At 27.9% G+C, this 26,859-nt stretch carries 30 protein-coding genes and 1 other annotated feature; of the genes, 28 read left to right on the top strand and 2 right to left on the bottom strand.

The features are described from left to right. Positions 1–9: 9 nt before the first annotated feature. The 11 genes from KXZ80_RS13380 to KXZ80_RS13330 all read left to right on the top strand — a co-directional run bounded on the left by KXZ80_RS13380 (position 10) and on the right by KXZ80_RS13330 (position 10,736). Positions 10–1,215 carry a patatin-like phospholipase family protein gene (locus KXZ80_RS13380; protein ID WP_021433924.1) on the top strand — a complete coding sequence of 402 codons (1,206 nt, stop codon included), beginning with the start codon at positions 10–12 and terminating at the stop codon, positions 1,213–1,215. A gap of 59 nt (positions 1,216–1,274) precedes the next feature. Next, positions 1,275–1,535 (top strand): HPr family phosphocarrier protein, encoded by a 261-nt coding sequence (locus tag KXZ80_RS13375; protein ID WP_021429993.1) that lies wholly within the window; start codon positions 1,275–1,277, stop codon positions 1,533–1,535. An 81-nt stretch (positions 1,536–1,616) separates the two neighbouring features. Further along, positions 1,617–3,329 (top strand): phosphoenolpyruvate--protein phosphotransferase, encoded by a 1,713-nt coding sequence (ptsP, locus tag KXZ80_RS13370; protein WP_021433923.1) that lies wholly within the window; start codon positions 1,617–1,619, stop codon positions 3,327–3,329. A 166-nt stretch (positions 3,330–3,495) separates the two neighbouring features. After that, positions 3,496–3,945, top strand: a complete 450-nt coding sequence (locus KXZ80_RS13365) for a GtrA family protein (RefSeq protein ID WP_021433922.1) — start codon at positions 3,496–3,498, stop codon at positions 3,943–3,945. Between the two features lie 5 nt (positions 3,946–3,950). Next, positions 3,951–4,670 carry a glycosyltransferase family 2 protein gene (locus KXZ80_RS13360; RefSeq protein WP_021433921.1) on the top strand — a complete coding sequence of 240 codons (720 nt, stop codon included), beginning with the start codon at positions 3,951–3,953 and terminating at the stop codon, positions 4,668–4,670. A gap of 2 nt (positions 4,671–4,672) precedes the next feature. Continuing rightward, positions 4,673–5,059, top strand: coding sequence for a DUF2304 domain-containing protein (locus tag KXZ80_RS13355; RefSeq protein ID WP_052011340.1), 387 nt, complete (start codon positions 4,673–4,675; stop codon positions 5,057–5,059). Then, positions 5,037–6,365 (top strand): glycosyltransferase family 39 protein, encoded by a 1,329-nt coding sequence (locus tag KXZ80_RS13350; RefSeq protein ID WP_021433919.1) that lies wholly within the window; start codon positions 5,037–5,039, stop codon positions 6,363–6,365. Before KXZ80_RS13355 ends, KXZ80_RS13350 begins: the two co-directional genes overlap by 23 nt. Before the next feature lie 78 nt (positions 6,366–6,443). Next, positions 6,444–7,013 (top strand): COG2426 family protein, encoded by a 570-nt coding sequence (locus tag KXZ80_RS13345; protein ID WP_052011337.1) that lies wholly within the window; start codon positions 6,444–6,446, stop codon positions 7,011–7,013. Between the two features lie 197 nt (positions 7,014–7,210). Next, positions 7,211–7,470: a binding site (T-box leader), on the top strand. A gap of 114 nt (positions 7,471–7,584) precedes the next feature. Beyond that, positions 7,585–8,589, top strand: a complete 1,005-nt coding sequence (gene asnA, locus KXZ80_RS13340; RefSeq protein WP_021433917.1) for an aspartate--ammonia ligase — start codon at positions 7,585–7,587, stop codon at positions 8,587–8,589. 71 nt (positions 8,590–8,660) lie between these two features. Beyond that, on the top strand, positions 8,661–9,047 hold the full coding sequence (locus tag KXZ80_RS13335; protein WP_021433916.1) for a YkvA family protein: 387 nt from the start codon (positions 8,661–8,663) through the stop codon (positions 9,045–9,047). An 87-nt stretch (positions 9,048–9,134) separates the two neighbouring features. Next, positions 9,135–10,736: an S-layer homology domain-containing protein gene (locus KXZ80_RS13330; RefSeq protein WP_021433915.1), complete on the top strand. Its 1,602-nt coding sequence runs from the start codon at positions 9,135–9,137 to the stop codon at positions 10,734–10,736. Between the two features lie 50 nt (positions 10,737–10,786). Here KXZ80_RS13330 and KXZ80_RS13325 read toward each other — a convergent pair whose 3' ends face one another. After that, complete coding sequence (locus KXZ80_RS13325) at positions 10,787–11,863, bottom strand: pyridoxal phosphate-dependent aminotransferase (protein ID WP_021433914.1); 1,077 nt, start codon at positions 11,861–11,863, stop codon at positions 10,787–10,789. 222 nt (positions 11,864–12,085) lie between these two features. On the opposite strand from KXZ80_RS13325, the gene hpt reads away from it, so the two are divergent. From hpt to KXZ80_RS13275, 10 genes are all read left to right on the top strand, one after another. Continuing rightward, positions 12,086–12,607, top strand: coding sequence for a hypoxanthine phosphoribosyltransferase (gene hpt / locus KXZ80_RS13320; protein ID WP_021433913.1), 522 nt, complete (start codon positions 12,086–12,088; stop codon positions 12,605–12,607). A 102-nt stretch (positions 12,608–12,709) separates the two neighbouring features. Next, positions 12,710–13,648, top strand: a complete 939-nt coding sequence (locus KXZ80_RS13315) for an ROK family protein (RefSeq protein WP_021433912.1) — start codon at positions 12,710–12,712, stop codon at positions 13,646–13,648. Positions 13,649–13,824: 176 nt separating this feature from the next. Continuing rightward, entirely contained in the window at positions 13,825–14,301 is a 477-nt protein-coding gene (gene agaB / locus KXZ80_RS13310) for a PTS galactosamine transporter subunit IIB (RefSeq protein ID WP_021433911.1), read from the top strand. Positions 14,302–14,316: 15 nt separating this feature from the next. Beyond that, positions 14,317–15,084 carry a PTS mannose/fructose/sorbose/N-acetylgalactosamine transporter subunit IIC gene (locus KXZ80_RS13305; protein WP_021433910.1) on the top strand — a complete coding sequence of 256 codons (768 nt, stop codon included), beginning with the start codon at positions 14,317–14,319 and terminating at the stop codon, positions 15,082–15,084. Further along, complete coding sequence (locus tag KXZ80_RS13300) at positions 15,074–15,913, top strand: PTS system mannose/fructose/sorbose family transporter subunit IID (protein WP_021433909.1); 840 nt, start codon at positions 15,074–15,076, stop codon at positions 15,911–15,913. Before KXZ80_RS13305 ends, KXZ80_RS13300 begins: the two co-directional genes overlap by 11 nt. A 12-nt stretch (positions 15,914–15,925) precedes the next feature. Beyond that, positions 15,926–16,330: a PTS sugar transporter subunit IIA gene (locus KXZ80_RS13295; RefSeq protein ID WP_021433908.1), complete on the top strand. Its 405-nt coding sequence runs from the start codon at positions 15,926–15,928 to the stop codon at positions 16,328–16,330. A gap of 76 nt (positions 16,331–16,406) precedes the next feature. After that, positions 16,407–17,252, top strand: coding sequence for a phosphatase PAP2 family protein (locus KXZ80_RS13290; RefSeq protein WP_021433907.1), 846 nt, complete (start codon positions 16,407–16,409; stop codon positions 17,250–17,252). A 5-nt stretch (positions 17,253–17,257) separates the two neighbouring features. Then, positions 17,258–18,481 carry a BaiN/RdsA family NAD(P)/FAD-dependent oxidoreductase gene (locus KXZ80_RS13285; RefSeq protein WP_021433906.1) on the top strand — a complete coding sequence of 408 codons (1,224 nt, stop codon included), beginning with the start codon at positions 17,258–17,260 and terminating at the stop codon, positions 18,479–18,481. Between the two features lie 198 nt (positions 18,482–18,679). Further along, positions 18,680–18,895 carry an alpha/beta-type small acid-soluble spore protein gene (locus tag KXZ80_RS13280; protein ID WP_021430022.1) on the top strand — a complete coding sequence of 72 codons (216 nt, stop codon included), beginning with the start codon at positions 18,680–18,682 and terminating at the stop codon, positions 18,893–18,895. A gap of 126 nt (positions 18,896–19,021) precedes the next feature. Beyond that, positions 19,022–19,219, top strand: coding sequence for a hypothetical protein (locus tag KXZ80_RS13275; protein WP_119472409.1), 198 nt, complete (start codon positions 19,022–19,024; stop codon positions 19,217–19,219). A gap of 29 nt (positions 19,220–19,248) precedes the next feature. Here the strand turns inward: KXZ80_RS13275 and KXZ80_RS13270 are convergent, their stop codons facing one another. Beyond that, positions 19,249–19,722: a hypothetical protein gene (locus KXZ80_RS13270; RefSeq protein ID WP_021433905.1), complete on the bottom strand. Its 474-nt coding sequence runs from the start codon at positions 19,720–19,722 to the stop codon at positions 19,249–19,251. A 98-nt stretch (positions 19,723–19,820) separates the two neighbouring features. Between KXZ80_RS13270 and KXZ80_RS13265 the strand changes: the two genes are divergently transcribed. The 7 genes from KXZ80_RS13265 to pduL all read left to right on the top strand — a co-directional run bounded on the left by KXZ80_RS13265 (position 19,821) and on the right by pduL (position 26,849). Next, complete coding sequence (locus tag KXZ80_RS13265; RefSeq protein ID WP_021433904.1) at positions 19,821–20,309, top strand: hypothetical protein; 489 nt, start codon at positions 19,821–19,823, stop codon at positions 20,307–20,309. 32 nt (positions 20,310–20,341) lie between these two features. Further along, positions 20,342–22,111: a GAF domain-containing SpoIIE family protein phosphatase gene (locus KXZ80_RS13260; RefSeq protein ID WP_021433903.1), complete on the top strand. Its 1,770-nt coding sequence runs from the start codon at positions 20,342–20,344 to the stop codon at positions 22,109–22,111. Between the two features lie 10 nt (positions 22,112–22,121). Further along, entirely contained in the window at positions 22,122–22,712 is a 591-nt protein-coding gene (locus tag KXZ80_RS13255; protein ID WP_021433902.1) for a flavodoxin family protein, read from the top strand. A gap of 43 nt (positions 22,713–22,755) precedes the next feature. Then, the gene (gene aroC / locus KXZ80_RS13250; protein ID WP_021433901.1) at positions 22,756–23,928 is read left to right on the top strand and encodes a chorismate synthase; all 1,173 of its coding nucleotides are present in this window, start codon (positions 22,756–22,758) and stop codon (positions 23,926–23,928) included. Next, positions 23,913–24,941, top strand: coding sequence for a 3-dehydroquinate synthase (gene aroB / locus KXZ80_RS13245; protein WP_021433900.1), 1,029 nt, complete (start codon positions 23,913–23,915; stop codon positions 24,939–24,941). The genes aroC and aroB overlap by 16 nt, the downstream gene beginning before the upstream one ends. After that, the gene (gene aroA, locus KXZ80_RS13240) at positions 24,934–26,196 is read left to right on the top strand and encodes a 3-phosphoshikimate 1-carboxyvinyltransferase (protein WP_021433899.1); all 1,263 of its coding nucleotides are present in this window, start codon (positions 24,934–24,936) and stop codon (positions 26,194–26,196) included. The genes aroB and aroA overlap by 8 nt, the downstream gene beginning before the upstream one ends. A gap of 83 nt (positions 26,197–26,279) precedes the next feature. Beyond that, a complete protein-coding gene (pduL, locus tag KXZ80_RS13235; protein ID WP_021430061.1) occupies positions 26,280–26,849 on the top strand; it encodes a phosphate propanoyltransferase in 570 nt (189 codons plus the stop codon). The last annotated feature ends 10 nt before the right edge of the window (positions 26,850–26,859 follow it).

The raw sequence follows: 26,859 nt of genomic DNA, 5'->3' as shown, positions 1-26,859 counted from the left end.
GTGATATTTATGAAAGGATTAGTACTTGAAGGTGGAGGCACAAAGGGTGCTTACCAGTTAGGTGCATATAAGGCGTTAAGAGAGTTAGGTATAGAATTTAAAGGTGTTGCAGGAACTTCTATAGGAGCCTTGAATGGAGCGTATATAGTCCAAAATAACCTAGAGGTACTAGAAGAGATATGGACTAAGTATGACTACACTCATTTTATGGATGTGGATGAGGAAACATATCACAATATAAAAAATGTTGACTTTACTCCTAAAAATATAAATAGAGTGATATCTCTTATAAATAAAGCTAGAAAAAATAAAGGAATAGATATAAGTCCATTTAGAAGTTTATTAGAAAAGACCATAGATGAAGACATTATAAGAAATTCCAACAAAGATTTTGGATTAGTAACAGTTGTATGGGATGGAAAAATAATTCCAAGTCCTATGTTCTTAGAAAATATTGAAAAAGGAAAATTACTAGACTATCTAATTGCAAGTGCTAGTTTGCCTATATTTAAACTAGATAAATTAGACGATAAATTATTTTTAGATGGTTTATTTCATAATAATATACCTGTAAGTTTATTAAGTGAAAAAGGATATGAAGATATTGTTGTTATAAGACTAGTTGATGATTTATTTGGAAAGATAAATTTAAATCACCATCAAGATGTGAACATGAAGATAATTGTGCCGTCAGAATCTCTAGGAGGGTGTCTAAACTTAGATCCAGACAATGTAAGTAAAAACATTAAGCTAGGGTATTTTGATGCTATGAAAACCTTTGACAGATATGATGGTCTAAGATATTATTTCAACAAGGAATATAAATATGATGATGATTATTGTTTTTACAAGTTAAGCAACTTGAGCAAAGAAACTATAGAATCATTAACAAAGGCATTGAACATAAAAAGAGATATAAGTAAAAGAACACTTTTAGAAAACATAATTCCAAAATTAGGAGAGTGTTTAAATTTACCAAAAGACTTCTCGTATAAAGATTTATTTTATTGTATATATGAGAAAAAGCTTGAGGAAAATAATATAAATAGAACAAACTTATATGATTTTAATAAGGTAGTAGAAGTAGTAAATACTAATATGAATTCTAATGTGAATTGGGAAGCTAGTTTTGAAACTAGACCTATAATTACAATTCATAGGAATAGGTTTACTAAACTTTTAACAAATATAATAATAAATGATATAAAGGCATAAATTAATATTGCAAATATTTATATCAAAATATAACAAATGAAATCTATGGAGGTATTACAATGGAAAAAATAGTAACTATCAAAAATGCAAGTGGATTACATGCTAGACCAGCAGGAATGTTTGTAAAGAAAGCATCTGAGTTCAAATCAACAGTAGAGATAAAGGCAAAAGATAAAGTTGTAAATGCTAAATCAATAATGGGAATAATGAGTTTAGGATTAGCTCAAGGAGATGAAGTTGTTGTAGTTGCTAATGGAGAAGATCAAGAATCAGCAGTTAACGCATTAGTTGAGTTAATAGAAAGCGGATTTGGTGAATAATAAAAAATAAAAAGCCTCGGTGAAAACCGAGGTTTGTTGAATATATATAATGTATACACAAGACAATGGGAGGACGCATATATGTATAAAGGAACAGGAGCATCGCCAGGAGTAGCTTTAGGAAAAGCTTTGGTTATAGAACATAGCGAACTTAATATAGAGAAAAAAAACATAGAAAATGTTGAGACTGAAGTTGAAAAGTTACAAGCTGCAGTAGAAGAGTCAAAAAAAGAGTTAGAGCAAGTAAAAGAAAGAGCTAAAGTTGAATTAGGGGAACATGAAGCTGAAATATTTGAAGCTCACCTATTAGTTTTACAAGATCCAGAATTAATAGATCAGACTATAGCTAAAATAAGAGATGAAAAGGTAAATGCTGACTTTGCGTTAAACGAAGTTAAAGAAATGTTTGTAAGTATATTTGAGTCAATGGACAATGAATATATGAGAGAAAGAGCAGCAGATATCAAGGATGTTACAAACAGAGTTTTAAGACATATATTAGGGATAAAAGTTGTAGATTTATCAGCTTTATCTGAAGAAGTTATATTAATAGCTCACGACTTAACACCATCAGATACTGCAACAATGAATAAAAAAATGGTTTTAGGATTCTTAACTAATATAGGTGGTAGAACTTCTCATACTGCTATAATGGCTAGAACATTAGAAATAGCTGCAGTAGTTGGACTTAGTGATGTAACTGAAAATGTTAAGGATGGAGATTTTATAGTATTCAATGGCGAAACAGGACAAGTTATAGTTAACCCAGATGAAAAAGTTATAAATGAGTATAGAGATTTAAAGGCTAAGTTTGATGAAGAAAAAGAAGCATTAAAACAATTAATAGGAAAAACTTCTATAACTCTTGATGGTAGACATGTAGAGCTTGCAGGGAATATCGGAAGCCCTAATGATTTAGAAGGATTACTAAAAAATGATGCAGAAGGTGTAGGACTATATAGAACTGAGTTCTTATACATGGACAAGGAAGATGATTTCCCAAGTGAAGAAGAACAATATGAAGCATATAAAGCAGTTCTTGAAGGTATGAATGGAAAGCCTATAGTAATAAGAACTTTAGATATAGGTGGAGATAAAGAATTAAAATATTTCAAAATGGACGAGGAAATGAATCCGTTCTTAGGATATAGAGCTATAAGACTATGCTTAGATAGAACAGATATATTTAAAACTCAATTAAGAGCTTTATATAGAGCTAGTGTACATGGAAAATTAAGAATAATGTTCCCTATGATATCTTCTTTAGAAGAACTATTAAAAGCTAAGGCTATAATAAAAGAAGTTTTAGCTGAAATGGATGTTAAAGGAATCGAATATTCTAAGGATGTAGAAGTTGGAATGATGATAGAAATACCATCTGCAGCAGTTATATCAGATATATTAGCTAAACATGTGGATTTCTTCTCTATAGGAACTAATGACTTAATTCAATATACTTGTGCAGTAGATAGAATGAACCAAAAAATAAGTTATTTATATAATCAATTTAATCCAGCTGTATTAAGACTTATAAAAATGGTAATAGATAACGCTCATAAAGAAGGTAAATGGGTAGGTATGTGCGGAGAGTCTGCAGGAGATCAAAGAATGATACCTATTCTTTTAGGAATGGGACTTGATGAATTCTCTATGTCTCCAATATCTATACTTCCAGCTAGAAAGTTCATAACTTCTGTTAACTATGAAGATATGAAAAAATTTGCTAATGAAGTATTAACTATGGGAACAGCAGAAGAGATAAAAGCTTACGTAGATAAAACTTTCAATATGTAATATATTAAATAAAATAAAAAAGTTGCTATATTATAGCAACTTTTTTATTTTATTTAAACAATAAACTTGCATACTTAGTCAATAAGATTGAAAATTAGGTAAAAATTGACATTTGATAAGGAATTTTGATATATTAATAGTATAAAAAGATAAAAAGGAGAATTATGTGAAAGATAGTATAAAATCAGTTTTAAATAAGGAAACTTTAAGTTATTTATTTTTTGGTGTTTTAACCACATTAGTTAATTACACAACATTTGTAATTGGAATTATTATATTTGGAGAAAAAAACACACTAACTGTAAATACAATAGCTTTTATAGTAGCTACAATATTTGCTTACATAACAAATAAAATATGGGTATTTAATAGTAAATCATGGGATATAGAGATATTAAAATCTGAAATAATATCTTTTTTAGGTGCGCGTATAATATCATTTTTATTTGAACAATTAGGACTATTAATATGCATAAGTATATTCAATGTAGGAAATTACTACATATTTAGTATAAGCGGGATAATGATATCTAAAGTTATATTATCTTTTATAGTAGTTATATTGAACTATGTAGTTAGTAAATTTTTTATTTTTAAAGATAAAATTAAGGAGTGATTTAAATGAAAGTTTTATTGATTATACCTGCATATAATGAAGAAGATAATATAGTAAGAGTTGTTAACAATATTGAAAAATATTCAAAACAATGTGAACAATATATTCTAGATTATATTGTTATTAATGATGGATCAACAGATAACACTAAGTATATTTGCAAAAAAAATAATATAAAATGTATAAACCTTATAAATAATCTAGGTATAGGTGGAGCTGTCCAAACCGGATATATATTTGCTAAAATAAACAACTATGATATTGCAGTACAATTTGATGGAGATGGGCAACATGATATAAACTCTTTAGATGATGTAATTAAACCCATTTTGAATAAAGAAGCTGACTTTACAATAGGATCAAGGTTTATAGAAGATAATGAAGGGTTTAAATCTACACTTTTAAGACGTATTGGGATAAAATACTTATCATTTATAATCAAATTATGTTCAAAAGTAGTAGTAAGGGATTGTACATCTGGATATAGGGCAGGAAATAAGAATGCTATAGAGTATTTATCAACTAATTATCCTGTTGATTATCCCGAACCAGAATCTATAATATCTTTAACAAAGGCTAATCTTAAAATAAAAGAGGTACATGCAAATATGTTTAGTAGAGAGAGTGGAGTATCATCTATTAGTTCTTGGAAATCTATATATTATATGATAAAGGTATCTTTAGCTATAGTATGTGCAAGTTTTGAAAAAAGGGTTAGGTGTTAATTATGTCTAGTATTTTAAGAATTGAACTTATTCTATTTTCTATAATTTTTTTAATTGTAGTATTTAGAGCTGTTAACAAAAAAAGGTTATGGTTACAACATTCATTAGTCTGGATTTTAGTTTCATGCAGTTTAATAATTGTATCTATTTTTCCAGGTTTAATTGAATGGTTATGTTATATTGTGAAAATTGAAACACCATCTAATTTAGTTTATTTGATAGGAATAATAGGGTTGCTTATAGTTGCATTTTTACATTCAATTATAATTTCAAGTCAGGCAAATAAAATAAAAACATTAGTCCAAATGGTATCTATAGAAAATTATATGAAAGATCATGAAATACAAACTCAGGAGGAGAATTATAATGACAATGAGTATAAAATCTAGAAATAAAATTACTGAGTTTATAAAAGAAAATAAAATTGTTATACTGATTATGATTTCATTGTTTTTGATTAGAGCTTTAGCAATGGCTGATTTAGGAGTTAAATACAGTTTAAATAGTGATGATTTAAGTTATGTACTTAGTGGTATTGAATTTCAAAAAACAGGAACAATAACTATGCATGGAGTTATAAGTGCGCAGATAATGCCAGGAATGACAATTTTAATAGGAATTTTATCATTTATATTTGGGGATGGTAATTTACTTTGGCTAGTATTAAAATTGGTTTGGATAACTATGGGTTGTATAACTGCATTTTTAGCTTATAAATGTGTTAGAGTATTTGCCCCAAAATGGTGTGGAGTTATAACTTTACTATTATTTTTTAGCCCAGATTTTATATGGATGGATAATCTTATACTAACAGAGACTCCGTTTACATTATGTTTGGTTGGGATGATTTATTCAACTTTAATGATGGGAAAGACGCAAGAAAAAAAATATTTTTGGATTTGTTTAAGTATGTATATGTTTGCACTTATGTTTAAAGCAAATATTGGAATATACCCTGTTTTTGCGTTTATATATTTGATATTAGTTGGATACGACTTTAAAACATTGATTAAGCAAGGTGTTATAATAGGCATAGTTTTATTATGCTTTATTATACCTTGGAGTATAAGGAACTATAAAATATATAATACTTTTATACCTCTTACATATGGAGCTGGAAATCCAAAGCTTCTAGGTACTTATCAAGGAATAGGATACCCATCTGATGAAGAATTAGATTATAAAACTAATGTAGATGATGTAGCAAAAGAAAAATTTAAGAAGTATTATGATAATGGAAGTTCAGAAAAACCGTATATAAAAAGATATATAAGTTTAGAAACAGATGGAATTAAAGCTAAATATAGACAAAGTGAGTGGTGGAAAAGTAATCCTATTAGCTTTATATTGTCATATTTAATATTAAAACCTTTAGATATGATGAAGAGTGTGTTTTATTGGAATGAAGTTTTTTCAATAAACAAACTGATTTTACAAATCACAAATTCAATAAATTGGATAGCATGTATACTATGCTTATACACAGGTATAATTTTAAAGAGAAGGCTTGCAGAAATGTTTCTATTGATATCGGTATACTTAGGAAATATATTAATTTATGCTACAACTTTTTCGTTTGACAGATATGCAGCACCTTTTACGACGTTACGTTTTATTTTTATAGGAATTGGAATTTATTTAGTATATCAATTATATGATTTAGTAAAATGTAATAAAAGAAATTTATTTAGGTGATTAAAAAGGTAGTCAACTTGTGTGACTACCTTTTTATAATAATTTATACAATAAAAAGTTATTTATGGAGGGTAAATGTTGGAATATATTAAATTGATGTTTTTATCTATGGTACCTATCATAGAGTTAAGAGGAGCTATACCTTTAGGTATAGCGATGAAGCTGAATCCTGTGTATGTATATATTTTTTCGTTGATAGGATCAACACTTATAGCAATACCAATAGTAATATTGTTTAGAAATGTAATAGATTACTTAAGACATAAAAAATATTTTAATAAAATAATAAGATGGATAGATATACAAATAGAGGGAAAGGCTAAAAAATTAAAAGCAGTAAGCATTATAGGGATTATATTATTTGTAGGTGTTCCACTTCCAACAACTGGTTCATGGAGTGCGGCGGCTCTTGCTTCTATTTTTAAAATGAGAATTAGAGATGCATTGATTGGAATATTTATTGGAAATTCAATCGCAGGAATTATAATGTGTGCAATATCATTGCATTTAGCTGATAATTTTAAAATAACATCTGCCATAATTTTATCAGTGGTTATTATTACGGCGATAATTATTTATTATTTTTATAAAAAGAAAAAAATAAGTGCTCAAAAAAATCAAAAAGCAAATGAAATTACTAATAATTAATAAAAAATTAAAAATTTTATGAAATATATAAATGAACATTAAAAATTAAACCTATAAATTAAATTTACATTTTTAAATAAATGTATTTAGAGATAAAAACTAGTTTAGATAAAGTATAAAAAAATTGAGGGATTTTATTTTAGTTGACATAAGTAAAAAATTCAACTAAAATAAGTTTAAACAATTTCAAATCTTTTAAAAAGACGTTGAAAGGAAGAGTATATATAGGAAGTAGTCAAGAGCGAGTTGGTTATGGTGTGAGTCCAACACGAAGCCTATATTGAAGAACATCCTGGAGTTGCTAACCGAAATTTTAAAGAGTAGGCTTAGACGGAACCAAACCGTTATCAAGTTGGAACGCACTAAGATTTGTCTTGTTGCGTTATTTGAGAGAACTTGATAATATATTCAGGTTAATCAGGGTGGCACCGCGGAAATATAAACTTTCGTCCCTATATTTATATAGAGATGAGAGTTTTTTTTATGCAATAAATAGTGATGGCCACACTATAAGTTAAAAATGTATGACGTCATACTCTCTAAAATAAAAAATATAAAGGAGAGTATTAATATGAGTTTAATAATACCAAAAGGATATGAATCAAAATTAGAAGTAATTCAAACACAACAAGCTATAAAAGATTTAAAAGATTTTTTTGAAAGTAGGCTAGGAGAAACATTAAAACTTACAAGAGTATCATCACCATTATTTGTTCTACCGGAGACAGGAACAAATGACAACTTAAATGGAACTGAAAAGGCTGTAAGCTTTGAAGTTCCGGATATAAAGAAAAATGCAGAAATAGTTCACTCTTTAGCTAAATGGAAGAGAATGGCTTTAAAAAAATATGGATTTTCAACAGGAAGAGGCTTATATACAGATATGAATGCTATTAGAAAAGATGAAGAATTAGATAACATTCATTCAATATATGTTGATCAATGGGACTGGGAATTAATAATAGATAAAAAAGAAAGAAACATAGATACTTTAAAAGGTATTGTAAAAAATATTTATTCAGTTTTCAAAGAAACTGAAGAACATGTAAGTAGTATATATCCAGAAATACAAAAAACTTTACCTAAAGAGATTACATTTATAACATCTCAAGAACTTTTAGATATGTATCCAAGTTTAACGCCAAAAGAAAGAGAAAATAAAATTGTAAAAGAAAAAGGCGCTGTGTTTTTAATGCAAATAGGTAAAATATTATCTACCGGAGACAAACATGATGGAAGAAGTCCAGATTATGACGATTGGGAATTAAATGGAGATATATTATTTTATAACCCAGTATTAGATAATGCGATAGAACTTTCATCTATGGGTATAAGAGTAGACGAAAAAAGCTTAGAAAAGCAATTAAAGTTATCTAAGTGTGAAGATAGAAAAGAATTAGATTATCATAAGTCTTTATTAAAAGGAGAATTGCCATACACTATAGGTGGAGGAATTGGTCAATCTAGAATTTGTATGTATTTTCTAAATAAAGCCCATATAGGTGAAGTTCAAGTAGGTATATGGTCGAAAGATATGATAAAAAAATGTGAGCAATCTGGTATTAATTTATTGTAAAAATTGTATGTTTAAGAAAAATGCTCTATGAGTTATAATAGTTTTAAGTTATAACTTTAGGGGTGGTAATTATGAAAGTATTAATGAGAATTTTAGATACACTTTTAGATATATTAAAAAAAGTTTTAGTAAGATTTAAAGATGCTAAGTTTGGAATAATGTTTATAATTAATCTATTTAAATTACCTGACTTTTTTACAGATAAAGAGGTTAATATAATAAGTAAAGCTAAAGTTACATCTGCAATTTTTATAGCTATAACATATCTTGTATCGGGGATAGACTTTATCCCAGAGATGATAACTGGAATATTTGGTTTTGTAGATGATTTATTTGTACTGTTATGGAGTTTAGGTATAATTAGTGAAGAAATAGAAAAATATAAAAAATTTAAAAAAGAAAGCTATGACCCAAATATAATTGAGGGAGTAGATTTTTCAATAAAAGATGAAGAGTAGTATTTACTTTTCATCTTTTTATTTTTTATAGAGATACATTATGATAATATATAATTGACATAAAATGGAATAATATGGGGGAAAAACATGAAAAATAAAAAAAGTTTTTTGAAAAATTTAATATTGCTAACAACAATATTAGTTATAGTATCATCAGGAAAAATTTATGCAAATAATAATTTGAAATTTACGGAGGATCCATATTCAAAAGAATCTAAAAAGTATTTTGATAACTCTAATCTAGAAACTGAAGATAGTAAAAACAGCTATTTATATAATTCTATATATAATGCGCTTATTAATTTAGAAGATTCTGTAAATCTTTCAAAGTATGGAGTTCCAGACAGTTTAGAAGTTTTTAATATTAGAAAAAAGGTTTTAGATGATCATCCTGAAATCTTTTATTTTAAATATGAAGACTCTGTCTACTGGAGTAATGGTAAGTTAGAATTTAAATACATAGATTCAAAAGATAAAATAAAAGATATGATAAATCAATTGAATAAAAAAGTTGAAAATATTTTGGGAAAAAATATGTCAAAATCAATGACAGACATAGAAAAAGTTATGGCTATACACGATTATTTAATTTTAAATACAAAGTATTCATCAGAAGATAATTCAGCCTTCGATGTTTATGGAATACTTATAAAAGGAAAAGGAGTTTGTCAAGGATATGCAATGAGTATGAAACTACTTTTAAACAAAGTAGACATAGATAGTATATATGTTACTAGTGAAAAGATGAATCATATGTGGAATATTGTTGATATTGATGGCTATAAGTATCAATTAGATTGTACATGGGATGATCCTCTTCCAGATAGAGAAGGTGTAATTAGGTATTCGTATCTTGCATTAAGTGATAGTGAGATGGGGAAAGATCATGTATGGGATAAGAGCAAGTATCCAGAATGCAATAGTGATAAATATAGATATATGAGAGAGATGGATTATGTAGTAAAAAGTAGCAATTTCATATATTATTCTAATACTAGCAACAATGGATATATATACAAAATAAATAAAGATGGGTCAAATAAAGTGAAACTACTTAATATATATGGAAATCCAATGTATATAAAAAATGGATATTTATATTATAAAAATGTATATACAGGAAACATAGATAAAGTATTTGTAAATGATTCTAGCGTAGATGAATCTAGTGATGGTTTTAAGGATGTAAAAAATCATTGGGCAATTAATGAAATTGAAAAATTTTATAAAGATGGATATATAGATGGATATGAAGACAATACATTCAGACCTGATAACTCAATAACAAGGGCTGAGTTTGTTAAAATTTTCAATAGTTATTTTGGATTGGCTAAAAGTAGTGGAAAGGTATTTAATGATACAAAAAATCATTGGGCCAGAACTCAAATAGATATAGCCTTTACTAATGGAGTTGCAAATGGGGTTTCTAATGAATTGTTTAATCCAGATGAACCTATTACAAGAGAAGAAGCAGCTAAAATGATAGCTAGCTATAAAAAAATAAGTGATAGCAATTTTGATAAATTAAATAAATTTAAAGATTATAATCAAGTATCTTTATGGGCAACAAAAGAGGTTGAAGGAATTTTGGAGAATAAGTATATGCAAGGATATGAAGACAATACATTCAGACCTAAAAATGATATAACGAGAGCCGAAGCTGTAGCTACGTTGAGTAGAATCAAGTAAATAAAAAATGTGGATTTAAAATAGTATATTATTTTAAATCCACATTTTATTTATTTGAATATATCTTTTAAAGACTCTATCAATAAAACATTATCATCATGATTTAAAGTACAAATTCTAAAGAAGTATTCATCTAACCCTTCAAAAGAATTACAGTCTCTTATTATAAATTTCTTTTCAATTAGAATTTCTCTCAATTTTGATGCTGTTATTTTTTTTGTTTTAATTTGGCTAAGTATAAAATTACCGTCGCTATGATACACTTCTAAGTCTTCAATTGAAGAAAGTTCTCTCAACAAAAATTCTCGTTCGCATTTTAATATAGAACTAGAATTATCTATAAAGTCTGTGTCAGTAAACATGACCTCACCCATAACAGATGCTAATGTATTTATGTTCCAAAGGTCTATATGGTTTGCAATTGAATCTTGTACTTGAGAATTACATGTAAGTCCATAGCCAAGTCTTATACCAGGTGTACCAAAAAATTTAGAGGTACCTCTTATTACAAATAACTTACTAAAATTATCAACTAAATGTGTAGAAGAATAAGTTTGTGTATCTGTAAATTCAATATATGTTTCATCAACCATTAAAAATGCATTTGTATTTTCTAATATTTTTTTTATTTCACTTTTAGTAAATGCAAATCCAGTTGGGTTATTTGGGTTACAAATAACAACCAAATCACACTTATTTATGTTTATGTAATCTATAAACTCATCTACTTCTACTTTGAACTTATTTTCTTTTTTTGAAAAGAATTTATATATCTCACAATTTACTTTGTTTAACTCTTTCTCATACTCAGAATATGATGGAGATAATAAAACTGATTTTTTTGGATTAACTATTTCTATAAATGATGAAATAAGTTCAGTTGCACCACTTCCTAATACTATATTTTTTATATTACAATTACAATACTCTGATATTGAATTCTTTAGGTTATAGTAGTTTGGGTCAGGATATATAGATACCATATCTATATTATCTAAAATAGCTTTTTTACCTAAACTAGAAGAGCCTAATGGATTTATATTTGAACTAAAATCTTTTAATTCATTTTTTTTAAAACCTAGTTTATTTGATAGGTCGTATAAGTTAGCACCATGATTTGTACTCATTTTAATAGTCCTCCTAAAATATTGATTACAATAATAATTATATATAATAATTTGCATATAATATATAACTAATACGTAAAAAATAAAAATATATGAAGGGAATAAGAAGGATAAGAAATAAACACGAATTATTATTAAATAAAATAAAAAAATATTCACAAATTATTTAAAGTATATGTTATAATGATATATATTAATATACGGTAAATTGGAGGTACAATTATGTACAAGGTTACAGGTGTAATGATAAGTGAAGAAGAGATATTAACAAAAGTTAAAGAACTAGGAAAAAGAATAGAGGAAGACTTTAGAGGACAAGAATTATTAGTAGTAGGTATACTTAAAGGTGCGAGTGTATTTGTTGCTGATTTAATAAGAAATATAAACTTAGATGTTAACATAGATTTTATGAGTGTATCAAGCTATGGAAGCTCAACAGAATCTTCAGGAACAGTTAAAATATTAAAAGACTTAGATGTAGATATAGAGGGTAAAAATGTTTTAATAGTTGAAGATATAATAGATAGCGGATTAACATTAAGCAATTTAGTAGCAGCATTAAAAACTAGAAATCCAAAATCTTTAAAATTATGTACGTTATTAGACAAGCCACAAAGAAGAAAAGTTGATATGCATGTTGACTATGTGGGATTTGTTATAGAAGACAAGTTCATAGTTGGATATGGAATTGACTATGCAGAAAAATATAGAAACTTACCATATATAGGAATAGTAGGAGAGTAATCTTCTACTATTATTTTTTTAAAACATATTTTAAATAATTAAGATTGATTGTATAATAAAATTATAAATAGAACTTAATTATAGAATAAGGGGGATATGAATATGTACTATATAGGTGTAGACATAGGTGGTACAGGAGTACAAGCTGGTGTAGTAGATGAAAATGGGCAAATTCTTTTTAGAAAAGAATGTCCAACGGATGTTTTGAGTGGATTTGAAAAAATAATGGAAGATATTAATCAACTTGTAAGAACCATGTTAGAGGAAAACGGTGTTCGAATTTCGGAGATTAAGTCAATTGGATTTGGAGTTCCTAGTTTTATAAATAAAAAGGGGCAAGTCACATGTGTTAACTTAGGTTGGAAGGAAGAAGATTTTATAAATACTTTAAAGTCTAAGTTTCCAGAAACAAATGTATACGCTGAAAATGATGCTACAGTTGCAGCTTTGGCAGAAGCTAAAGCGGGAAGTATGAAAGGTTGCGATGTAGGTGTTATGTATACTTTAGGAACTGGAGTAGGTGGAGGAATAATAATAAATGGGAAAGTTTTCAATGGAGCACATAATATGGGGTCTGAAATTGGTCATGTTATAGTAGACACTAATTATTTTGATTGTAACTGTGGGAACAATGGATGCTTAGAAACTTTTTGTTCAGCGACAGCTATTATAAAATATGCTAAAAAATTAATAGAAGAAGGCAATGATAGTAAAATACTAGAATTAGCTAATAATAATATAGAGAACATAAATGCTAAAAATGTATTTGATGCATATAGATTAAATGATAAAGTTGCTATTGAAACTATAAACAGATTCAAAGAGTATTTAGCGAAAGCTATTGCAGGTATGATAAATACATTAGATCCAGAAGTTATATCTTTAGGTGGAGGAGTATCAAGAGCTGGGGATATAATATTAGATGGATTAGATGAATTAGTTAGAAAGTATATAATTTATAAAAATGAAGACTTCGCAGATATTGTAATAGCAACGTTAGGTGCAGATGCAGGGATAGTTGGAGCAGCATTTTTAAGCTAAAATTTTATAATAAATATATTAATGATTTTGAGAAGTTTAGTACTTCTCTTTTTTTTTTGCTCAAATATATTTAAATTACACAAAAAAATATAATAAAGGACAAGTTACCTACGTAAAATTAAGTATAAACACAAGTATTTAAACAATTACATAAAAAATCTAAGGGGGATGATATTATGCCAAATATAGTTTTAACGAGAATTGATAATAGACTTATTCACGGTCAAGTAGCTACTATGTGGTCTTCTAGTGTGGGGGCTAATTTATTATTAGTAGCAAATGATGAAGTATCAAAAAATGAATTTAGACAGGGATTAATGGATATGGCAGCTCCAAGTTTTGCCCAAACAAGATATTTTTCTATAGAAAAAACAATAAATATAATAAATAGAGCTAGTGAATCGCAACATATTGCTATAATTTGTGAAACTCCACAAGATGTTTTAAAACTTGTTGAAGGTGGAGTTCCTATAAAAAAAGTAAATATAGGAAATATGCATATGGCTCAAGGTAAAAGACAAGTTTCTAAAGCTGTTTGTGTGGATGATAGTGATGTAGATGCATTTAAAAAACTTAAAGCATTAGGTGTAGAGCTAGAAATCAGGAGAGTTCCTAGTGAATCTGCTGAAAGTATAGATGAATTATTTAAATAAGAAAGGGGTAGAATTATGGAATTAGGTTTTATGCAGATTGTCTTAATACTAATTGTAACCTTTATAGCTGCTATTGACCAATTTAACTTTTTAGAGTCTTTATATAGACCTATAGTTATGGGACCGATAGTTGGAGCTATAATGGGAGATTTAAACACAGGACTTATAGTTGGTGGATCATATGAACTTATGATGATAGGGGCTATGCCAGTTGGAGGAGCTCAACCTCCAAATGCGGTTATAGGCGGAATTATGGCTACTGTATTTGCAATTACATCAGGACTAGACACTAGTGCAGCATTACCACTTGCAATACCATTTGCATTATTAGGTCAATATGCAGTAACAGCACTATTTACAGTTATGTCTCCGTTAATGGGATTATGCGATAAGGCAGCTAATGAAGCTAATCCAAAGGGAATAGATAAAGTAAACTATATGGCTATGGCAATATTAGGAATATCATTTGCATTAATTGTTTTAGCTGGATTATTAGCAGGGCAAGCGATAGGAGACACATTGACAAGAGTTTTACCAGAACAAGTTTGGACTGGATTAACTGCAGCAGGAAAAATGATGCCTGCACTAGGATTTGCAATGCTACTTAAAGTTATGTTAAGTAAAGATTATGCTATATTTATGATGTTAGGGTTTGTATTAGTTGCATATTTAAACTTACCACTTTTAGCATTAGCTATAGTAGGGTTAGTAGTTGCTATATACGACTTTAATATTAGTGTAAAAACTAAAAATGTCGGAGGAGGTATGAGTGATGGCATCTAATATAGAACAAAAATCAATAATTCATACTGAGTATATAGACAGAAGCGAAGGAGAAACATTAGATAAGAAGACTTTAAATAAAATGGCTTTTAGATCTATGTTTTTACAGGCATCATTTAACTATGAAAGAATGCAAGCTGGAGGATGGTTATACTCTATATTACCAGGGCTTAAAAAGATACACAAAAATAAAGACGACTTAGCAACTTCTATGAAACATAATTTAGAGTTTTTTAATTGTCATCCATTTTTAATAACTTTTGTTATGGGAATTATATTATCTTTAGAGCAAAAAAAATCAGATGTTCAAACTATAAGATCCTTAAGAGTTGCGGCAATGGGACCTTTAGGTGGAATAGGAGATGCGATATTCTGGTTTACATTACTCCCAATTGCGGCAGGAGTTGGAGCAAACTTAGCACTTCAAGGAAGTATAGCAGGTCCTATAGTTTTCTTATTAATGTTTAATGTCGTGCATTTAGGATTAAGATTTTGGCTAATGCATTGGTCGTATAAAGCTGGTGTTGATGGTATTACAAGGTTAACGAAAAATGCAAAAGAATTTACAAGAGCTGCAACAATATTAGGTATGATTGTTGTAGGTGCACTTATAGCTTCTTATGTAAATATAAATATAGTAACTGAGATTCCAATAGGAGAAACTACTTTAAAAGTACAAGAAATACTAGATGGAATAATGCCTAAAATATTACCTCTTGGATTGACTTTTGGAATGTACGGATTGGTTAAGAAAAATGTAAGCCCACTTGTAAATATATTAATAATGGTAGCTATAGGTATATTAGGAGCGTATATAGGATTATTTTAGGGGGAAGTTGAATTGATTATAATAACAGGGCATGGAAAGTTTGCATCTGGAATAAAAAGTAGTTTGGATTTAATATTAGGGGATTATAATTTTTTAAAAATAGTTGATTTTACTGAGGAAAAGACTCCAAGAGATTTAAAACAAGAAATACAGTGTTTAGTTAATGAAAATACTGAAGCAAAAACATATATATTTACAGATTTAGCAGGGGGGACGCCATTTAAGGTTAGTAGTGAGTTAAAATTAGAAAATAAAAATATAGAAGTGTTTTGCGGAACTAATTTGCCTATGGTAGTTGAATCTACTATGATGGAGTCGTTAGGTTGCGAAATAGACATTGATTTAATAAAAGAAACAGGAATAAATAGCATAAAACCAAAAAAGAAAATAATTGAGTTTTGCGAAGACGGGATATAATAAAGAGTAGCTTAGGCTACTCTTTTTCTATATAATAATAATTATATTTATTTTTAAAAGGAGGGTGATATTAAAAATGAATATGGAAGTTGAAATATTAAAATATGTACAATCTTTTAATAATCCAATATTAGATACGATATTTTTAATAATAACTATGAGTACAGAGGTACCTGTTATTTTAGTATTAGCTTCAATTTTATACTGGTGTATAAATAAAAAGTATGGAGCAAGATTACTTTTTGCATTAACAGGAAATATAGCATTAAACACTGGAGTAAAAGAGTATTTTAAATCTCCAAGACCAATAGGTGTTGAAGGAATTAAATCTATGAGAACATCAACTGCAACAGGATATTCATTTCCAAGTGGACATACTCAAATAGGAACTACTTTTTGGGTTAGTATAATGAATATATTAAAAAATAAATATATGTATTTATTTGGAACAATAATATTTATATTAATAGGATTATCAAGATTATATTTAGGTGTCCATTGGCCTGTTGACGTATTATTTGGATGGTTTTTCGGAATATTTTTCACTATTATATGCAATTGTATAATAATGAAAATTGAAGAAAGTCAAAAGTATAGTTATTTTATGATAATAGTAATTCCTATGATATTAGGTCTATTTATTGTAAATAGCATAGAGTACATAAAGATGGCAGGACTATTAAGTGGATTTATTGTTGGTTATATAATAGAAAGACAATGTATAAATTTTAAAGTAGATGTTAGTTTAAAATCCAAAATATTTAGGTATATATTTGGATTATTAAGTTTAGGAGCTGTATATGCTATTTTAAAATTAATTATGCCTCAAAACTATGTAGGTAGTTATTTAAGATATTTTATATTGATGGTATATGCAATGGCAGGAGCGCCATATTTATTCGATAAAATTTGGAAGGAATGATAAATTTGAAAAAAGTAGTTGTAATAGGTGGAGGAGCAGCAGGGATGATAGCAGCATCAACTGCGTCTAGTATGGGGCACGATGTTACTTTACTAGAGAAAAATGATAGATTAGGCAAAAAATTGCTTATAACAGGAAAAGGAAGATGCAATATAACTAATGATTGTGATATTGAAGAGCTTATTGAAAATATCCCTACTAATGGAAAATTTTTATATAGTTCATTTTATACATTTACAAATGATCAAGTTATAGATATGTTTAATTCTCTTGGAGTAAAAACTAAGACTGAAAGAGGAAAAAGAGTTTTTCCAGAGAGTGATAAAGCTAAGGATGTTGTTGTTGCACTAGAAAAACAATTAAAGCAAAATAATGTGAAAATTGTTATGAATGCATCGGTTGATAAGATAGAAGTAAAAGATGGAAACGTCAAAGGTGTTGTTTTAAAAGATAAAAAGATTATAAACTGTGATTGTGTAATAGTTTCAACTGGAGGAATGAGTTACCCAAGAACAGGTTCAACAGGTGATGGATATAAATTTGCTAAAAATTTAGGACATACTATCGTGAAACCTATACCATCTTTAATTGGACTTGAAACTATGGAAGATGTTTATGAGTTAAATAAGCTATCTCTTAGAAATGTTGCTATAAAAGTAATGGATAAGAGAGGGAAAAGTATCTTTGAAGATTTTGGAGAAATGGAATTTAATGAATTTGGAATAGATGGGCCTATAATAAAATCAGCAAGTTGCAGAATGAAATCTTTTGAAAATGAAACATATAAGATTTATTTAGATTTAAAGCCAGCTTTAAGTGAAGAAACTTTAGATAAGAGAATTCAAAAGGACTTTAAAAAATATACTAATAAAAAATTTGAAAATAGTTTAGATGATTTACTACCTAAAAAACTAATACCTTATGTTATTAAACAAAGTGGTATAGATAAAGATTTAGCAGTTCATCAGATTTCAAAAGAACAAAGAAAACATTTAGTTAATTTATTAAAAAATATGGAATTCACTATAAAAAGATATAGACCTATAGATGAAGCTATAGTAACATCTGGAGGCGTTAAGACAAATGAAATAAATTCATCAACGATGGAATCAAAGATCGTTAGTGGTCTATTTTTTGCAGGAGAAGTAATAGATGTAGATGGATATACAGGTGGGTTCAATTTACAAATTGCATTTTCAACAGGATATTTAGCGGGAATAAGTTGTTAAATTCTCTTTTAACAGTTGTAGTTAAAAAAAAATAAAAAATTTATAAAATTTAGTATATAAAAAACTAAGATTGGCATAATAAGAACATGAACAACGAACAAAGTAAATGGAGTAAAAGTTGTTCATGGTAAATTTGCCACTTATAAATAAAACTCCATAAATACTACAAATAAACTAATATAAAGAGAGGTAATCAACATGACAACAAACAATAATAACACTAAAGCAGTACCAGAAGCTAAAGCAGCTTTAAAACAAATGAAATTAGAAATAGCAAATGAATTAGGTATATCTAATTATGACACTGCTGACAAAGGAAATATGACAGCAAGACAAAATGGATATGTTGGTGGATACATGACTAAAAAATTAGTTGAAATGGCAGAACAACAATTAAGTGGACAACAAAGATAATTAAAGAAAGGAAGGGTAAAACCTTCCTTTTTTTATATTCAAAAATAAAAATGTGTACAAATTATTAAAGTTAAATTTATTTGTTTTAATTTTAGAGTAAAAATAGAAGAGATGGACAAAATATAAATGAAATACATAAAAGGAGGAATAGTTGTTATGGCAATAAACTTTGAAGAAGTAAAAACTAAATTTATAAATGGAGATTTAGATGAAAAAATAAGAATATATACTACAACTGAAGGACTTTCAGTTGAACAATTTAGAGAATTACTTAAGTATTATCCAATTCAACATCTTTCTAAGTTAGAAAAAGCTTTAGGATAAATATAAAAGCACTAAGGAAATTATATACCTTAGTGCTTTTGTATTTTATGAACATAATTATAAATTTTTTCATTACCTAAATCTATTTGACCAGTGGAAATGTACTTTGAAATATTACTAACGTCATTTTCATTTAAATATTGTTGAGGTATATTAAGTTCAAAACCAGTTTCGTGTAAAAGTTTTTTTAATTGAAGTTGTTGAGTAATTGATGGTTTTAACACTGTTTTTTTAATTTTTTTCTTTTTTGAATTACTAATAGTTTCATTTTGATCCTTAATAAGTGTTTGAATATAACTTGTATAGGAATTTTTAAAATCCTCGTCATCAAGTAAATTAGAATTTATAATATCTGTTATTTCTTCGTTAGATAGTATATTTTCAGCAAATTTAGCAGCAGTTAATTTTCCTGTAGTTATACCTTTTTGATATTTTCTTAAAATTTTTTTAGTAAAACTATATATTTTACTTCTGGTTTCCAAGTCTAAATCTTCAATAAGCATTAAATCACTCCTTAATTACGTTATATTAACAGTATTAACAAGTATAGGAAATAATATAATTGTAAATATTACAAATATATATAAAGGAGGATGAATTTATGATAAATGGTATTATTAAGCTTTTTTATTCTGAAATAGTTAAATCAAAAATGAAAAGTATGCCAAGTAAAGAATATGATATTAGAGATGAATTTAAAGATATAAGTAATATAGCTATGAAGGTAGATAGCTTTTTTTTAATAGCATTCAAATTAATAATAGGGTTAACTATAATAGTAATATCATTAAGTATTAATATATTATTTGGAGTAGGTAGTACATTGATACTAATTTTATATGGAATTAGTAAACTTCATATTACAAATCAAATAACAGATCAGGTTAAAGATGGAATGGAAAATATAAAAATAAATTTAGAATCTAGTAGTCAAAGTGTAGTTACAGATAAAATTAAGCAAAAAATAAATGCATTAGTATGTTTATTGTTTATAGGTATATTTTCGAACTTTAACTACATAATCATAGGGTGCTTTATAATAGTTTTTATGTTTACTATAAAAGATATATATAGTAATATTAATAAATAGACTTTTATAAAGAGGGGAGAGAAAACACCTATATGAATTACTACAATGAAAATGACAGACTTAAGCGTGTAGTAGAAATATCAACCTTAGTAACGGAGTCAGATAATTTCTTTGAAATAAAAGATAAAATAGTTGAAAAAATGTTAGATGTAGTTCATCCAGCAAAAGCATGTGTAAATTTATTTTATAAAAATAATTATGAACATGCTTATTTAGTGTGTTCACAAACTCTAAACTATATATCTAAGGTGTTTCCTATAGAGAAGCCAATAGGAGTTAAAATAGATTTTAATCAGTATCCTAAGTATATTCATGAGGCTGTAAAAGAGCAAAAAGTAGTTTATGTTAAAAATGTATTTTTAGATGAAAGAGCTCTTGATGAGAGGGATTTAGCTACAAATGAAGGATATATAGGAAGAATCGTATTTCCACTTATAGTTCATGACAAAGTAACTGGATTTATGACATGCTTTTTAACTGAAGATGATAAAATTACAGATGATGATATGGACTTTATTTCGTCAGTAGCATCTTTAATAAGTTTATCTATAGAGATAACAAGTAAAAATAATGATATACAAAATCTTATACATAAATTAAGAGGAGCTATATCTTCTATAAATGATGCAACAAAGAAACTATATTTAAACAAAGATATAAAGAGTTTCTTAGATCATCTAAGTAAACAAGCTTGTAATATAACAAAAAGTAGAGAAGCTGTTATAGTAATACATGGAGCAAATATAAATGGAAAGAAAAAAGAGCTATCAAGCTTTTTTACCTTAGATAAAATTAAACCAGATGTTTATTATACATTAGATAAAATAATTGATAGCCAAACTGTAGGTTCGTACTCAAATGAAATACATGGGGATGTGGACTTACAAGAAATTCAGACTTATATATATCATAAGTTAATAAATAAAAATGATATAGTAGGATATATAGCTTGTACTAACGCTAAAAACTACACTAAAGACGATTTAAATATACTTAGTATACTTGCTAAGCAAGTTGCTGTTGCCATGCAGTTGTATGAGTACAGTAAAAGTGAGGTAAAGCATCAAGTTTTAGAAAATGAACTTAAAGTTTTAAATCAACAACAAAAACTTATAATGAATAAAGGAAATAAAGTATTAGATAATAACAGAGAATTGCGATATTTCCATAAACCAGCAAAAGTAGTAGGTGGAGATTTCTATCACACTATAAAAAAAGAGGATGGTACTGTTGTAACTATATTAGCTGATGTAATGGGACATGGTATTGTATCAAACTATATGGTTGCTATGATAAAGGGAGCATTTAAAGTATTAGCAAAACAATATGATACACCTAGCGAAATAATGGAAAATATAAATCAATTCTTATTTGATGAATTTGATAAAATGGGAGTTTTTACAACTTGTATAATTGGTGTAATAAAAAGTAATGAAAATAAAATGATTGTATCAAATGCAGGGCATTACTATCCAATTGGAGTGGATAAAAATCATAAGGCTTCATTTTTAAAGTGCAGCAAGGGGATACCGATAGGAATATTAGAAGAAGTAGAATATTCAGATAAAGAAATTGATATATCTAAATATAAAACTGTTTCTTTATATACAGACGGGGTATTAGAAATAAAAGACCACAACAAAGAAGAGTTTGGAGTTGAAAGGTTAAAAACATTTTTAGAAGAAACTAGTTTTTCGGAGCAAGATGATATGGAAACTAGATTGAAATCTAAGTTATGGGAGTTTTCAAGAAAAAGCAATTTTGAAGATGATATATTAATTGTTACTCTTAAGGAGAGATAAGGAGATTAATATGAGTGAGGTTCTAATAATAAATGGAAGCCCAAGAAAAAATAAAAATTGTTCAGCTGTAGTAAAATCAATAATTGAAAATTTGGATGAAAATGAAATAACCTATAAAGTTTTTTATATATACGATATGAATATAGAATATTGTACGGCTTGTGGATTTTGCGAAAGAACAGGGTTTTGCAAATTTAAGGATGATATGACTCCTATGTATGACATGTTTGATAAAGCTAAAGGTACTATAGTAGTCAGTCCTGTTCACTTTGATTGCATATCTGCAAAGGTTAAAACTTTGGTTGATAGAACACAAGCAATATATGCAAGTAAATATATATTAAAAAAGTCATCTATTGATAGAAGTAAGAAAAGAATTGGGATGTATATTGCCGTCGGAGGTAGTGATCCATATCCATCTCAATTTAAAGGTGGACAGATAGTCATGGATTTTTTCTTTAAAAGTATAAATACTAAGCTATCTTATAATCATTATATAAATAGCAGTGATAAAGTAGCTTTTATAGAAAATGAAATTGAAAAACAAAATTTAGAAGAGAAAATTGAAAATTATGTGAAAGATATAAAAAAGCTTGGTTAAATACAAGCTTTTTTTACGCCTATCACAATGAAAGGAGAAATTTATGCTTAGATATATAACAAGTGGAGAGTCGCATGGTAAATGTTTGACATCAATAATAGACGGAATTCCAGCTAATGTTAGCTTAAATATAGATGAAATAAACCTAGAGATGAAAAAGCGCCAATCTGGATATGGAAGAGGTGGGCGTATGAAAATTGAAAGTGATACTGTAGATATACTTAGTGGGGTTAGAGGAAAAACTACTATCGGAGGACCGATAGCTATACAAATAAAAAATAAAGATTATGAAAATTGGATTAAATATATGAATCCAGTTGAAGATATTGATAGAGAAACTAGAAAAGTTGAACAAGTAAGACCAGGTCATGCAGATTTAATCGGATCTTTAAAGTACAATTTTGATGATGCTAGAAATGTTTTGGAGAGATCGAGTGCGAGAGAAACTGCTAGTAGAGTTGCAGTAGGGGCAATTTGTAAACAGGTTTTAAAAACATTTGGCATAGAATTTGCATCACATGTAGTTCAAATTGGAAACACAAAGGTTGATAAAATATATAGCTTTGATTTTATAAAAGACAATGTGGATATAAGTGAAGTTAGATGTATTGATAAAGATATAGAAGAATTAATGATATCAGAAATTGATATGGCTAAATCTGAAAAGGATACATTAGGAGGAATAATTGAGATAAGGGTAAAAAACGTACCTCCTGGATTAGGATCGTATGTCCATTATGATAAAAAAATAGATGCTCACATAGCTATGAATGTAATGAGTATTCAAGCTATAAAAGGGGTAGAAATAGGAATAGGATTTGACGTTGCAAACAATAGAGGATCAAACGTTATGGATGAAATTTTCTATAACGATGAAAAAGGTATATACAGAGAAAGTAATAGATTAGGCGGAATAGAGGGTGGAATGACTACAGGTGATGAAATTGTAGTAAGGTGTGCAATGAAACCAATACCTACACTATATAAGCCTCTAAACTCTATAAATATGAAAACATTAGAAAGTTTCCAAGCTACTGTTGAAAGATCAGACACTTGCGCAGTTCCAGCATGCAGTGTTGTATGCGAAAATGTAGTTGCGTTTGTAATTTTACAATTTATGCTAGATAAATTTGGAAAAGATAATATAGGAGATGTAATGAATAACTATAATTCGTATATGAATAGGCTAGGTGATAGAGGATGGAAAAATCTATAAAAATTGAATATGATTATAATGAATTTGAATTAAACTGTAGATACGATAAGTTACTTATAATAACTGATGAAAATGTAAATAGATATCAGTTTGATGAATTTGTAAAGGTATTAAATCATGAGTTTATAGAAGTGTTTATAGTTAAAAGGGGAGAGCAATCTAAAACTTTGGCTGTTTATGAAAATATAATGGAATTTTGCATAACTGTTGGGATAACTAGAAAATCAGCTATAATTGCATTAGGTGGAGGAGTTGTAGGCGATTTAGCTGGATTTATTGCAGCTACGTATATGAGAGGAATTGATTTAATTCAAGTGCCTACAACATTATTAGCTCAAGTTGATTCATCGGTTGGAGGAAAAACAGGTATAAATATAGGTAATATAAAAAATATAATAGGAGCATTTTATCAACCTAAATTTACATATATAAATGTAAATGCACTAAAAACTTTAAATGAAAGTGAGTTTTTAAGCGGGATGGCAGAAGCCCTTAAATACTCATTTATATATGATTATGAATTTTTAAATTACATAATTGATAATAGTGATGGTATATTACTAAAAAATCAAGACGTATTGTCTTACATTATAAGTAAATGTACGTCTATAAAATATGAAGTAGTAAGTAAAGATGAAAAAGAAAATGGGTTAAGAAAAATTTTGAATTTAGGTCATACATTTGGTCATGGAATTGAAAAACTTTGTGGATTAAGCCATGGGTTTGCGGTTAACATAGGTACAAACATGGCATTTAATTTAGCCTTAGATAAAGGATTTATAGACGTTGAATACTACCAACAATTTTTATACGTATCTAAATTATTAAATATACCTATTTCTATTAAATACCATAATCCAGAAGAAATACTAGACTTGATGAAAAGTGATAAGAAAAACAGTTTTGGAAGTATAAATCTAGTTATACCAGTTGGAAGAGGAAAAGTAGAAGTTTTTGATAATATAAAAGAAAGTGAAATATTAGAAGTAATAAAGAGGTGCACTGATGCTTAAAGGAACTGTAGAGTTAATTGGAGATAAATCTATATCTCATAGAGCTATAATGTTTTCATCTATAGCGAAAGGGACTACAAGAATAAAAAATTTTTTAATGGGTCAGGATTGTTTAAGTACCATTGATTGTTTTAGAAAAATGGGTGTAAATATAGATATAAATGATAAGGAAGTTATCGTAAAGGGTGTTGGATTGAGAGGGCTAAAAAAGCCTAATGAAATTTTAAATGTTGGAAACTCAGGGACGACGATAAGGCTTATGATGGGCATACTTGCTGGAAATGAATTTGAGTCCACTGTAATAGGGGATGAATCTATTGGTAAAAGGCCTATGAAAAGAGTAACTGACCCGCTAAGATTAATGGGATGTAGTATAAAAGGAAATGATGATGCAAATTTTACTCCTCTAACTATATATGGTGGAAATTTAAATGGAATTAATTATAAAATGCCAGTTGCATCTGCTCAAGTAAAATCATCTATAATATTAGCATCTTTATATGCAGATAGTAGTAGTACTATAATTGAAAAATTAAAAAGTAGAAATCATACAGAGATAATGTTAAAGTCATTTGGAGCTGATATAAAATCTACTGACTTAAAAATAGATGTACAACCTGTAAAGGAGCTTTTTTCAGTAGGAAATATAAATGTAGCAGGAGATATTTCATCAGCGGCGTTTATAATTGCAGCTGCTAGTATAGTTGAAGGTTCAGAAGTTCTTATAAAAAATGTTGGATTAAATGAAACTAGAACAGGCATAATAGATGTATTAGAAGCTATGAATGGAAATTTTGAAATTATAGATAAAAGAGTTGAAAGCGGAGAAGTTGTAGGAGATTTAATTGTAAGATACAGTGATAACTTAACAGCCACAACTATAGATTCAAATTTAATACCTAGATTAATAGATGAAATACCTGTAATTGCAATTTTAGCAACTCAAGCTAATGGAACAACAGTAATAAAAGATGCAAAAGAACTTAAAGTAAAAGAAAGTAATAGAATAAAAGCTGTTGTTGATAATTTAAAAAACATGGGAGCAGAAATAGAAGAACTAGAAGATGGCATGGTAATAAAAGGTAAAACAAAATTAAAAGGAGCAGATATAAAAACTTTTAATGATCATAGGATAGCTATGGCATTTTCAGTAGCTTCACTGATCTCAGAAGGTAAATTAAACTTAGATAATACAGCTTGCATAGATATATCTTTTCCGGGATATTTCGATTTAATAAATAATTTATTAAAGTAAAATTAGAATAAAATTTGATTTTATTAGGAATATTATGTATAATTGTATTGCAATATTTTAAAAAACTTAGGAGGACTTTATAAATGAAATTACCAATAGCATTATCAAATAAACACGTTCATTTAAGTCAAGCAGATATAGAGACATTATTTGGAGCAGGTCATCAATTAGTAGAATTCAAGCCATTAAGCCAACCAGGGCAATATGCTTGTGAAGAGAAAGTTGATTTAGTAGGACCTAAAGGAACTATAAAAGGAGTTAGAGTTTTAGGACCAGCTAGACCTAACACACAAGTTGAAATATCTTTAGCAGACGGATTTACTTTAGGAGTTAAAGCTCCAATAAAGGAATCTGGAGATATAGAAGGAACTCCAGGAGTTAAATTAGTTGGGCCAGCAGGTGAAGTAGAATTAACAGAAGGTGTTATAGTTGCATCAAGACATATACATATGAGCTTAGATGACGCAGCTAAATTTGGAGTAAAAGACAAGCAAATAGTAAAAGTTAGAACTTTCGGACCTAGATCTATAGTTTTCGAAAATGTATTAGTAAGAGCTAATGCTAACTTTGCTTTAGAAATGCATGTTGACGTTGAAGAAGGAAATGCAGCAGCTGTTAGAAACGGAGATATGGTAGAGTTAATAGCTGAGTAATATATATAAA

Source organism: Paraclostridium bifermentans (assembly GCF_019916025.1).
GTDB lineage: Bacteria > Bacillota > Clostridia > Peptostreptococcales > Peptostreptococcaceae > Paraclostridium > Paraclostridium bifermentans.
This window is presented reverse-complemented; position numbering and strand designations above follow the sequence as displayed.